Source organism: Pseudomonas sp. NFACC51, from assembly GCF_900103575.1.
Lineage (GTDB): Bacteria > Pseudomonadota > Gammaproteobacteria > Pseudomonadales > Pseudomonadaceae > Aquipseudomonas > Aquipseudomonas fluorescens_Q.
In genome coordinates this window covers 590,737-600,695 of sequence record NZ_FMXH01000002.1, presented here as the reverse complement: position 1 = coordinate 600,695, position 9,959 = coordinate 590,737, and the positions used below count along the sequence as shown (strand labels likewise).

Below are 9,959 nucleotides of genomic sequence, written 5' to 3'. Positions count from 1 at the left end.
CCCCTCTCAAGCTCACTCAATCAACCTGATCTACCGTGTCGCCGGGTTTTAGGGCCGCTTCGCGCCCCAGCGGGAGCAAGCTCCCTCGCCACGGGTCGATCTTCATGAAAGGCGAGCAGTCCCGCTTTTGGCCGATGCACTGCCTACGTCCTGTTGCGCTGGCTTGTTATAGTTCAAGCCTCTTTTCAGCCGGTAAAGGATCACTGCCATGTCGCAATACCAAGCGTTCAACGTCGAACTTGTAGACAACATTGCCCATGTGCAGATCAATCGCCCGGAAAAGATCAACTCGATGAACGCCGCGTTCTGGAGCGAGATCATCGAGATCTTCCAATGGATCGACGACACCGATGCCGCACGGGTGGTGGTGCTGAGCGGCGCCGGCAAGCATTTCTCCTCGGGGATAGACCTGATGATGCTGGCGGGCGTGGCCAACGAATTGGGCAAGGACGTAGGGCGCAATGCACGCCTGCTGCGGCGCAAGATTCAGCAACTGCAAGCCTCGTTCAACGCCGTGGACAACTGCCGCAAACCCGTGCTCGCCGCGATCCAGGGCTACTGCCTGGGCGGGGCCATCGACCTGATTGCCGCCTGCGACATGCGTTACGCGGCCGAGGACGCCCAGTTTTCCATCAAGGAGATCGATATCGGCATGGCCGCCGATGTTGGCACACTGCAACGCTTGCCCCGGATCATCGGGGACGGCATGCTGCGTGAACTCGCTTATACGGGGCGCACCTTCGGAGCCGACGAAGCGCGCAGCATCGGCCTGGTCAATCGTGTCTACAGTGACACCGCCAGCCTGCTCGACGGTGTGATGGGCATCGCCCGGGAGATCGCCGCCAAGTCGCCGATTGCCGTGACTGGCACCAAGGAAATGATCAGCTACATGCGCGACCACCGCATCGACGACGGCTTGGAATACGTCGCCACCTGGAATGCCGCCATGTTGCAATCGACCGACCTGCGCGTGGCCATGGCCGCCCATATGAGCAAACAGAAACCTGAATTTCAGGATTGATTGACCATGATTTCACGCTGGACCACCGCAGTACTCGATACCGCTCTTGCTGGCGGCTGGGCCGTCGCCCGCAGCCCTGAGGGCTTTCTGTTCGATGACAACGGCGCGCTGTTTCCCCGCGAATGGCTCAAGCGCCAAGACCTGTCGGTCCTCGCCGAGCACGGCATCGGTCACCTGGATGGCGAGCCGGTCTACCTGCTGGAATTGCACAGCTCGCTGGACATCCCAGGCTGTAACTGGAAAGGCCTGCGGGCGTTCATGCTCGAGGATGACCACACGCTGTACAAAGTGTTGGGCTATGCCGCGCAGATCGGCACCTGGGCCCGCGAACATCGTTTCTGTGGCAGTTGCGGCAAGCGCATGGGTCAGATTCCGTTGGAACGAGCCATGTATTGCGATGCCTGTGAGCTGCGGCACTATCCGCGGATATCACCGAGCATGATCGTGTTGATTACTCGCGGCGATGAAGTCCTGCTGGCCCGTTCGCCGCGTTTCGTCCCGGGCGTCTACAGCACCCTGGCGGGGTTTGCCGAGCCTGGCGAATCGGCCGAGGATTGCCTGGTGCGCGAGGTTCGCGAGGAAGTCAGTATCGAGGTGAAGAACATCCAGTACATGGGCAGCCAGTGCTGGCCGTTCCCCCATTCGATGATGCTCGGTTTCCACGCTGAATATGCTGGTGGCGACATTGTGCCCCAGGAAGATGAAATCGAGGACGCCCAGTGGTTCAACGTCCATGACTTGCCACCATTGCCGGCCTCGCGCTCCATCGCCCGCTACCTGATCGATCTGTATGTGGCGCGGCGCTTAGGCCACGCTGAACCAGTGCTGCCAGGCTAGGCGCACGGTCAAGCCCAGCACCACGGTGATGAACACCGGTCGGATGAACTTCGCACCGCCGCTGATGGCGGTGCGAGCGCCGAAGAACGCGCCGATCATCACCGACAGGCCCATGCTCAGGCCGATGACCCAATCCACTTGCCCGGAAAAGATGAACACCGACAGTGCCGCGATGTTGCTGACGAAGTTCATGCTACGGGCCACGCCACTGGCCTTGACCAGGTCGATGGGGTAGAGCAGCAGGCTGCTCACAGTCCAGAACGCCCCCGTACCCGGCCCGGCCACACCGTCATAGAAACCCAGGCTGAAGCCCTGGGGCGACTGCCATGTCTTCTTGATCGGTGCATCGCTGTCCAGCGGTGCCTTGGGCGTGCCGCCGAACAACAGATACAGGCCGCAGGCGAAGACGATCACCGGCAGCATCTTGTTCAGCCACTCGGCGGGCAAGTAATGGGCGACGATGGCGCCGGTCAGGGCCCCGACCAGAGTGCCGACGAGGGCATGAGTCCACTGCCTTGGGTGGAACAGCTTGCGCTTGTAGAAGGTGAAGCTGGCCGTCGCCGAGCCGAAGGTCGAACTGAGTTTGTTGGTCCCCAGGACCAGATGAGGCGGCAAGCCTGCCGTCAGCAGGGCTGGCGTGGTCAGCAACCCACCGCCACCGGCAATGGCATCGATGAAACCGGCAATGAATGCGACAACAGCAAGAATAGCGAGGGTAGTGAGGTCAACGCTGAGTTCAAAAGGCATGGAATAGGCTTATTTAGCAGGTCGCAGAAGGGCTGCGGGGAAGGCCGGTATGTTACCCATAATGGTGCAGGGCTGCGACAGCCGGTTGGGCGGTGCACCGTAGACCTCACAACCCCGCAAATCCCCGTAACGAGGGAGCCTGCTCACCCAGGGCTGTGCAGCAGCCCCAAAAGGCTTCTGATATCTGCCTGGCACACCGAGACCGCTGGGCGATTTTTTTTTGAAATCAAGGGGTTGCCAGCCTAGGCAAATGAGTACATAATTGCGCCCATCGAACGCACTGAGACGTAAAAAATCTTAATGTTTTCAAGGAGATAGCGCCGAGTAGGTGGCTTGTTTCCTGATCAGTTTGTACTGCGGTTGATGTGGCAGCATCGCATCAAGCGTTCTGAGGCCGAATAGCAAAATGGTTATGCAGTGGATTGCAAATCCACCTACGCCGGTTCGATTCCGACTTCGGCCTCCACTTTTAAAAAGCTCTGTAGATCTATGATTTACGGAGCTTTTTTATTTCGAAGCATTGAAAGCTTTTGTATTGAAAAGGACATGAGCTACCTTGCTTCGCGGGGGAGGGATGTATATATTCCCCCCTCTTGCTGCACCAGCCAGAACATCGGCCATTGGATTTTGCCGATATTTCCATGGCTAACCGCGCTACCGCCCGAATGGCGAAACTGGTAGACGCATGGGACTTAAAATCCCCCGCTCGTAAGGGCGTGCCGGTTCGATTCCGGCTTCGGGCACCATCTAAAATCAAGGGTTTGCGAGCGAAAGCTAATGCAAACCCTTGTTCGTTTATGCTTCTGGAAATTGCTGCAGAAACGGAGTCTAAGCCTGCGGGCGTTTTCAAGCACAAGCCCTTACACTCGGTGTCGAGATTAGCAAGGGGGTCATATCCTCCAGGCCTTGCCCATTACGCTAATCCTTTACCATGGAGAGGTAACGAGTGAACACAGTCGCAACGATGAGTCTGTTAGCCTTGATGAGCAGCAGCGCTGTATACGCTGGGGAGACAACCTCCGTTGATGGGAAATCGCTGGCTGTGGACTTTGGCGAGCCGACCGTCAAGCAGGTTCTGCACTATCGGAAAATGTACGATAAGAAGCCTTTTCCCGATGCGGAAATTTATTACTACAGCAACGGTTTGTACAAGATCATCTCTCAGGGAGAAAATCATTACGGTGTCTACGTCTTGCAGGGCCAACACACCGATGAGACATACACCGTGAAGTTCATTTCCCTGCCTTCCCCGGATTGGGGAAATAAAACGGCGTATCACCAACTCACCTTTATTCGAGGTGATGAACAAAACGTATTTATCCAGAACGCAATTGTCGACACTGGCGAGGCGATAGCCCAGCAGAATGGGACCTATACGCAGGAAAAAAATACCGTGGTCAATCCGATCAGCACCGCCTGGCAGAAAAAGTGAGCCCATTGCCCCCAGTGGCTTGATGGCAGGTTTTCAGGCATTTTCTGATCATCTAATACTTATAAAACAATAGGTTGCATGATTTATCTCATGCAACCTATTCGGCGTTGATCATCAGTGCCGGCGCCTCACAACCGCCGCCGAAAAGCTTCGAGAATGTCCCGCGTTCCCTTTTTCATTTGCAGTTGGGCAATGGCGTCCAGCGGGTGCCAAAGGCAATCGCTGATTTCATTCTGTGGCTTGGCCGCCGTCGAGTCGCTGACCGATGCTTCGAACACATGATGTTCGGTCTGCCCGTCACTGATTCGCATCAAGTAGAGCAGGTTCTCGACGTCCAAGCCGGTTTCCTCTGCCAACTCCCGTATGGCTGCCCCGGCATGGGATTCCCCGCGCTCGACGGTACCGCCCGGCAACGCCCAGCGGCTATTGGCTTTGCGAACCAGGAGGATATGGCGATTTTCCTCGCAGATGACGGTCGCTCGAATTTTCATGGCCGTGCTCGATCTGTGACTGTCATTAAAATGAAATATATCTGCAATATTTGAGCCTGGCATTAGCTGCTCCGTTCAAATATCGAGTTTTTCAAGGTCTTATCCAATACGACCGCGACGGAGCGGAGAAGACTGAGCTTATTCGTGCCTGCCATCGCTCCAATCCATCTCTCCGACCACTAGCACTAGGTTTTCGACCGGTTATCGCCTCAAATGAATCAGCTTCAAAAAAATGAATCCATGTTGGGTGCATTGGCCGTCCCCGATAGGGGAAGGAAGCGAGAAATGACCACCGTTGAAGACTTCAAGATCAAATCCCATGAGCTCCTGGTGGAGCTCGATACGGCGACATCGGAAATGATGAAACTCATATGTGTTCATCAAATGAGTGGATCGACTTGGGATGAGGCGGTCCAGCGTCAACATGAGGCCTATGAGCAGTGGGTCGCTTATCTGAACGAGCGGGGATAGCCGCCAATGCGCATCTTGAGGGTGCAAATTCTTTGAACGGCGCCTCAACGGCTCTGCCTAATCCTTGAACCGACAAGAGGATTAGGCCATGTCTGAATTAGCCAGTTATTTCTGGATCGCTGTTGCGGTGCTTTTGCTGCTCGTCGATTTGTGGGCGATCGTCAGTGTCTTTCGAAGCGACAAGTCGGCCGGCACCAAGGCTGGCTGGGCCCTGCTGCTGATCATCTTGCCAGTGCTAGGCCTGGTCATTTGGGGCGTAGCCGGGCCTCGCGGGGTCAAGGAAGGTCCTTCATCGCCGGAGCACAGCAAGGGCTAGCCAGGAAGAGGCTGTGGGAGCCACCTCAATGGTTTATCCAATTGCCGCCGGTGGTTTCGCAGTCTTCCTGGGCCTGCTGCAACTGCTCGATACCGTAGTAGTACCACGTCAATTTTGCATTATCGGGAAGAGTGGCCGACCCACCGCGCTTGTCCTTGCTGGTTGAGTGCGGGTTGGCCAACGCTTCCTGGGTCGGCTTCGCCTGGCATGTCGCCACGTATCCTTCGGCACAACGCTCGACTTTAAGCTTTTGGGTCGTGAGCGTTCCTTTGCTTTCATTGCTGCAAGACCAATCGAGGGTTTCCGCGGGCATGCCTTTGTATTCGTAGCAACTGTGGCTTTCGATTACTGGGACGGCCTGGCTCTGGGATCGAGTGATGACATCGCAGCCTTGGGCGAAGACGGCGACGGGGCTCGCACAAACGATCAATAGCAGGATTCTGGCATTCATGAGTTTCTCCCTTTGCGGTTTCTGCACCGGTGCCTATCAATTTCGAGGTGCAAAAAAAGCCCGCGTTCCATCAGTTTTCCAGCCGGTAGAACTCAGGGAGAAACAGGTCTGGCGCAGCGCGTCAGCGAAACTTGGGCAGAGGGGGTTCAGCAGGCTTGAGCGACATTAGCGCGCTTTGGATCGACGGGGCATCTTTGTCGATGTCGTTGAGCCGGTCCCGGATGCGCACTGCGGTGGGATGCCCGCCCTGGTGGTCGACCCAGTCGGCGATTTCCTTGCAGGCTGCCGTGAGCCGGGCCTGACGCGATTCGAGCAAGGTGAGCAGGGTGGTGATGGACTCTTTTTCGGACATGTCACACCTCCATTCAGGGGTTGATGAGGCAGCACAAAACCCGCCAGGGGCGGGCTGTGCCGTGGTTTAAGCGTAGTTGAGTTATTTCAGGTCTGTCGAAGAATCCGGCGTCCGGCTAGACAGCCGGTGCGTCGCAAACAATGCCAATGGTATCAGCTGGACTCCTTGACCCAGGACGGCGTGACGCTCGCCCGCCAGCGCACGTCGGTAATACCGTATTTTTCAGCCAGGGGCTTGGAGACCCGCTTGACCTTCTCTCTCCCGAATTTCGGTATGCGCCCGACCCCCGCGTCGCAACTGGCCCAATGCCAAGCCTCGGAGTTATTCATCGCTTCTGCGCGAATAATGAATGACTTGGGTTCGCCATGGAGCATGTAGTCGATGATGTAAAGCGATGGCCCGCCCATAAATCCTCCCTAATTAGTCCTATACGGATGGATACAAAGGCATGCGGAAAATTCCATCGAATTTCCAGACGGTCAAATTAATACCGCCCAGGCTCGAGCACGGAGCAATACCAGAGCGGTCGGAATTCGCGGCAAGGAACCAAACCCGGTTACCCTTCTCCAAGGTGAGCTTCAACACCGTAGGCCAGGGATCAAAGGCGACGCAGCGCGGCATCAACAAAAGGCAAGACATGAAAAACATCGCCAGGGTGCTGTTCGTCGCAGCCCTCACCATCGGTTTGTCGGGTTGCATTGGCGCCCCCATCGAACTGACGCCGCAAACCGAGCAACGTTTGCGCGAACACCCCCCGATCCGTTTCCTGCTGACATTCGATGATGGTCCCAGTGCCTCGTCTTTCTGGAACCCTAGCCTGGAGGTGCTCGACGCACTCGCAGACAATCCGGTACAGCCCGGCATCAAGGCGGTATTTTTCCTGCAGACTCGCGCACCACGTGCTGGTGGCAGTGATATTGGCCGCTCGGTCATGCGCCGTGAACAGCAGGAAGGCCATGTGCTGGCCTTTCATACGGCGACCCACTGGCACACCAATCACCGGTCGCTGAGCCCTGATGAGCTGGAGCAATCGCTCAACAATGGTGGGAGCGACATCGCTGCCATTAGCGGTGCGGCACCGATTTTGGTGAGGCCGCCATTCTGGAGCTTCGACAAGCGCACTGCGGCCGCCTACCGACAGCATGGCCTGCACATTCTGTTGACCGACCTGAGTGCTAATGACGGCAAAGTCTGGGGCATCACGATGAGCCCGCGGCGGCGGATCAACCTGACCCGGCAACTTTCCGAAGTGCGCGAGCGCATCGCCGCCGGGCAACTGCCAGCGGTGGATGGGGTTATTCCAGTGGTGGTGACGTTTCACGACATCAATCGTTATACCGCCCGGCATGCTCGCGAATACCTGCAAATCCTGCTCGAGAGTGCCAAGGCTACCGGCGTGAGGACCGACGCCAAGCCGTTCTATGATGACCACCAGGCGCTGGAGCGAGCGGCCTTGGCTCGGACGGTCGATCACAGCGCTGGGCCCGTGCATTTGCCGGGGCTGTGGGACTGGTTGTGGGATTCGGATTCCCACTGAGAGCGCCACGAATGCGGCGGGTGTCGCGACGTTCGGTTGGCCGCCCAGCGCAATCCGCGTGTATGGTAGGCCGTGCACCCTTGGTTAAAGTCGGAGGTGACCAATGAGTACTGCAATGCTGACGAAAATGCACATCAACGGTTATGACGTGCTTAGCGTAAACAGCGGCCCGTGGAGGGTCTGCACCCAGGCTGACCGGTTGGGTTCCTTTGCTTCCCGTGAGGAAGCGCTGGCCTACGCCGCCGCGTTGCCGACCCGAAGAGCCCGTAGTGGCCGGCCTGTAAACACGAAATAGAGGGGGCCGGTACATCCACTCTCTCGGTGACAGGTACACCGCTATCGCGAGCAAGCTCGCTCCCACAGTTTTTCCGGCTGTTCACCAAAAATCCCCTGTGGGAGCAGCTTGCTCGCGATGCCGGCGGGCCAGCCCGCGCCCGTCACGATGATCAGGCGCGGGCCAATTCCAACGGGACTTCCAGGGTAAACAGAGCACCTTGCCCCGGTCCGTCGCTATGGACATAAAGGCGGCCATTCATTTCAACCGCCGCCAGGGCGCAGCTGTGCAAGCCAAACCCATGGCCGTCCTTGCGGGTCGTGAAACCGTGATTGAAGATGCGGGCCAGGTTCTCCGGGGAAATGCCTTCGCCTCGGTCCTTGACGCTGAGGCATAGTGTCGTTTCGTCGAGGATGCGGATCCCCAGGGTCATCTCCCGTGGGTGCTCGCTGATGTGCGACATCGCGAATTTGGCGTTGCTGATCAGGTTGATCAGGATCAGCAGCAACCTATGCTTGTCGCCCATGATCGCAGGAACGTCCTGATACTCCTTGATGACGGTGACGTGATGCCGACTGAGCGCGCCCGAGTTCATGCGTAGCGCATCTTCGAACAGATCGCTGACATTGAGCGGTTCGATCAGCCTGGCTGCCCCTGCATAGGTTTGTTGAGTGGTGACGATTTCCTTGATGTGATCGATGCTCTTGGTCAACTGCGCCAGCTCATCGATAAGCACGGCTTGTTCTGCGGCGATGGAGTCGACCAGTTCGTTGAAATAACGCGGCAACAACCGACCTTTTTCATCATGGGTGATGAACTGGCCAAGATCTTCGGCATGCTCATTCATCATTTTGACCGCCTTGGTGAGCCCGATCGTCTTGCTGTTCCTCAACTTGCGGGTGACGAGTTCGGCTGAAATGTTCACGCTGTTCAGCACATTCCCGACGTTGTGCAACACATTCGTGGCGATTTCGGCCATGCCCGCCATTCGGGCCGCATCTACCAGTTCGCGTTCTGCCTCCATCAGTTCTCGGGTGCGCTCCTGCACGCGCTCTTCGAGCCGTTCATTGGACGTTTGCAGTTGCTGGTTGATCTGGTTGATGACGGCGTAGCTGCGAACCAGTCGCACCGCCAGGTAGATCATCAACAGCGCCATGAGGCTGGCACACGCGCCCAGGTAGATATGGTATTGACGGTCCGCAGCGGCGGTCCTGCGCTGGGTCTCGTTCAATAGCTCGGTGATGCTGTCCAGTTCCTGGGCCACCGGAATCACGCTGATGCGATCCAGCAGATCATTGACGATCGGTTGTTCCTGGATAATGGATTTGACGTGCTGGGTCAGGGCAATGAAAAGGGGCTGGCTGGTCGCAGGCAGTTGATCGACGTATTTTTCCAGATCACTCAATTGGCGCTGCACTTCCTCGGCTTTGTCCGAGGTGACATAAAGTGCGTACTCCAGCGTCGTCAGCGTCAGCTCACGAACATTGGAAGCTGTTGCCAGATGTTCCGTCGGGCTTTCGGCGCTCATCCCGTCGAGCAAGGTTTGAATACCGTCCTCGACCATCGGCAACGCATCCAGGGCGGTGCGTAGATTGGCGTTGTGTTGCTGGAATTGATCGACCAGCACCGTTTTGTTCTTGACCGCGTCCACGTAGCCGTTGCGTCTGGATGCCCAAAGAACGGCCAGTGGGCCAGCGTTATTGAGCTGCTCCAACTGCTCCCATCGACTGCCGGCCTCGAGTGGCGGTGTCAACGACAGGTTGTTGTTCATGCCGATCTTTTTCCTGAGGATCTTGACGTTCCAGTTTGCGTCGGCTTGCTTGAGCTGGCGAATGAAGTCGCGGGATTCGAAGTAGGTCGATGAGTCGTACGTGTATGACTTGATCAAAAAGAATATCAGAGCCGAAAAAACAACAAGCGCGATGGCCAATAGGGCGGGCCATTTATATTTTTTGATAATAGTGGTCACGCTATTCTCCTGTTCAGGGCGCTTATCGAAGGAGTCGGTGAATGCTCGAGGGCGGAGAGAG

Annotated in this window: 13 protein-coding genes and 2 tRNA genes; 9 read left to right on the top strand and 6 right to left on the bottom strand. The window is 57.0% G+C overall.

The features are described from left to right. Positions 1 to 208: 208 nt before the first annotated feature. Both BLT00_RS06680 and nudC read left to right on the top strand, forming a co-directional pair. Positions 209 to 1,021, top strand: a complete 813-nt coding sequence (locus BLT00_RS06680) for a crotonase/enoyl-CoA hydratase family protein (RefSeq protein ID WP_092143644.1) — start codon at positions 209 to 211, stop codon at positions 1,019 to 1,021. Between the two features lie 6 nt (positions 1,022 to 1,027). Then, on the top strand, positions 1,028 to 1,858 hold the full coding sequence (gene nudC / locus BLT00_RS06675; RefSeq protein ID WP_063321342.1) for an NAD(+) diphosphatase: 831 nt from the start codon (positions 1,028 to 1,030) through the stop codon (positions 1,856 to 1,858). Here the strand turns inward: nudC and BLT00_RS06670 are convergent. After that, positions 1,826 to 2,605 carry a TSUP family transporter gene (locus BLT00_RS06670; RefSeq protein ID WP_092143641.1) on the bottom strand — a complete coding sequence of 260 codons (780 nt, stop codon included), beginning with the start codon at positions 2,603 to 2,605 and terminating at the stop codon, positions 1,826 to 1,828. The genes nudC and BLT00_RS06670 overlap by 33 nt on opposite strands. 392 nt (positions 2,606 to 2,997) lie before the next feature. On the opposite strand from BLT00_RS06670, the gene BLT00_RS06665 reads away from it, so the two are divergent. The 3 genes from BLT00_RS06665 to BLT00_RS06655 all read left to right on the top strand — a co-directional run bounded on the left by BLT00_RS06665 (position 2,998) and on the right by BLT00_RS06655 (position 4,037). Next, positions 2,998 to 3,071, top strand: a tRNA-Cys gene (locus tag BLT00_RS06665). Between the two features lie 193 nt (positions 3,072 to 3,264). Beyond that, positions 3,265 to 3,351: transfer RNA gene (locus BLT00_RS06660), tRNA-Leu, on the top strand. Positions 3,352 to 3,569: 218 nt separating this feature from the next. After that, positions 3,570 to 4,037, top strand: a complete 468-nt coding sequence (locus BLT00_RS06655) for a hypothetical protein (RefSeq protein ID WP_092143638.1) — start codon at positions 3,570 to 3,572, stop codon at positions 4,035 to 4,037. A gap of 128 nt (positions 4,038 to 4,165) precedes the next feature. On the opposite strand, the gene BLT00_RS06650 is transcribed toward BLT00_RS06655, so the two are convergent. Then, complete coding sequence (locus tag BLT00_RS06650) at positions 4,166 to 4,528, bottom strand: NUDIX hydrolase (RefSeq protein WP_092143635.1); 363 nt, start codon at positions 4,526 to 4,528, stop codon at positions 4,166 to 4,168. A gap of 285 nt (positions 4,529 to 4,813) precedes the next feature. Here BLT00_RS06650 and BLT00_RS06645 point away from each other — a divergent pair, with 285 nt between their 5' ends. Then, positions 4,814 to 4,999 carry a hypothetical protein gene (locus tag BLT00_RS06645; protein ID WP_003201747.1) on the top strand — a complete coding sequence of 62 codons (186 nt, stop codon included), beginning with the start codon at positions 4,814 to 4,816 and terminating at the stop codon, positions 4,997 to 4,999. 88 nt (positions 5,000 to 5,087) lie between these two features. Continuing rightward, positions 5,088 to 5,315 carry a PLD nuclease N-terminal domain-containing protein gene (locus BLT00_RS06640; RefSeq protein ID WP_014338117.1) on the top strand — a complete coding sequence of 76 codons (228 nt, stop codon included), beginning with the start codon at positions 5,088 to 5,090 and terminating at the stop codon, positions 5,313 to 5,315. A 25-nt stretch (positions 5,316 to 5,340) separates the two neighbouring features. Here the strand turns inward: BLT00_RS06640 and BLT00_RS06635 are convergent, their stop codons facing one another. The 3 genes from BLT00_RS06635 to BLT00_RS06625 all read right to left on the bottom strand — a co-directional run bounded on the left by BLT00_RS06635 (position 5,341) and on the right by BLT00_RS06625 (position 6,525). Beyond that, the gene (locus BLT00_RS06635; protein ID WP_092143632.1) at positions 5,341 to 5,766 is read right to left on the bottom strand and encodes a hypothetical protein; all 426 of its coding nucleotides are present in this window, start codon (positions 5,764 to 5,766) and stop codon (positions 5,341 to 5,343) included. A gap of 121 nt (positions 5,767 to 5,887) precedes the next feature. Then, positions 5,888 to 6,118 (bottom strand): hypothetical protein, encoded by a 231-nt coding sequence (locus BLT00_RS06630; protein WP_063321315.1) that lies wholly within the window; start codon positions 6,116 to 6,118, stop codon positions 5,888 to 5,890. A gap of 152 nt (positions 6,119 to 6,270) precedes the next feature. After that, positions 6,271 to 6,525: a DUF6555 family protein gene (locus tag BLT00_RS06625; protein WP_063321314.1), complete on the bottom strand. Its 255-nt coding sequence runs from the start codon at positions 6,523 to 6,525 to the stop codon at positions 6,271 to 6,273. 230 nt (positions 6,526 to 6,755) lie between these two features. Between BLT00_RS06625 and BLT00_RS06620 the strand changes: the two genes are divergently transcribed. After that, complete coding sequence (locus BLT00_RS06620) at positions 6,756 to 7,655, top strand: polysaccharide deacetylase family protein (protein WP_063325087.1); 900 nt, start codon at positions 6,756 to 6,758, stop codon at positions 7,653 to 7,655. 103 nt (positions 7,656 to 7,758) lie between these two features. Then, the gene (locus BLT00_RS32080) at positions 7,759 to 7,950 is read left to right on the top strand and encodes a hypothetical protein (RefSeq protein ID WP_013693334.1); all 192 of its coding nucleotides are present in this window, start codon (positions 7,759 to 7,761) and stop codon (positions 7,948 to 7,950) included. A gap of 151 nt (positions 7,951 to 8,101) precedes the next feature. Here BLT00_RS32080 and BLT00_RS06610 read toward each other — a convergent pair whose 3' ends face one another. Beyond that, on the bottom strand, positions 8,102 to 9,898 hold the full coding sequence (locus BLT00_RS06610) for a DAHL domain-containing protein (RefSeq protein WP_092143629.1): 1,797 nt from the start codon (positions 9,896 to 9,898) through the stop codon (positions 8,102 to 8,104). Positions 9,899 to 9,959: the final 61 nt, after the last annotated feature.

What these genes read in the sequence shown, in the direction of transcription:
- BLT00_RS32080 (WP_013693334.1), top strand. Translation starts at nt 7,759, where the DNA reads ATGAGTACTGCAATGCTGACGAAAATGCACATCAACGGTTATGACGTG.
- BLT00_RS06645 (WP_003201747.1), top strand. Translation starts at nt 4,814, where the DNA reads ATGACCACCGTTGAAGACTTCAAGATCAAATCCCATGAGCTCCTGGTG.
- BLT00_RS06630 (WP_063321315.1), bottom strand. Translation starts at nt 6,118, where the DNA reads ATGTCCGAAAAAGAGTCCATCACCACCCTGCTCACCTTGCTCGAATCG.
- BLT00_RS06620 (WP_063325087.1), top strand. Translation starts at nt 6,756, where the DNA reads ATGAAAAACATCGCCAGGGTGCTGTTCGTCGCAGCCCTCACCATCGGT.
- BLT00_RS06655 (WP_092143638.1), top strand. Translation starts at nt 3,570, where the DNA reads ATGAGTCTGTTAGCCTTGATGAGCAGCAGCGCTGTATACGCTGGGGAG.
- BLT00_RS06650 (WP_092143635.1), bottom strand. Translation starts at nt 4,528, where the DNA reads ATGAAAATTCGAGCGACCGTCATCTGCGAGGAAAATCGCCATATCCTC.
- BLT00_RS06680 (WP_092143644.1), top strand. Translation starts at nt 209, where the DNA reads ATGTCGCAATACCAAGCGTTCAACGTCGAACTTGTAGACAACATTGCC.
- BLT00_RS06640 (WP_014338117.1), top strand. Translation starts at nt 5,088, where the DNA reads ATGTCTGAATTAGCCAGTTATTTCTGGATCGCTGTTGCGGTGCTTTTG.
- nudC (WP_063321342.1), top strand. Translation starts at nt 1,028, where the DNA reads ATGATTTCACGCTGGACCACCGCAGTACTCGATACCGCTCTTGCTGGC.
- BLT00_RS06635 (WP_092143632.1), bottom strand. Translation starts at nt 5,766, where the DNA reads ATGAATGCCAGAATCCTGCTATTGATCGTTTGTGCGAGCCCCGTCGCC.
- BLT00_RS06670 (WP_092143641.1), bottom strand. Translation starts at nt 2,605, where the DNA reads ATGCCTTTTGAACTCAGCGTTGACCTCACTACCCTCGCTATTCTTGCT.
- BLT00_RS06625 (WP_063321314.1), bottom strand. Translation starts at nt 6,525, where the DNA reads ATGGGCGGGCCATCGCTTTACATCATCGACTACATGCTCCATGGCGAA.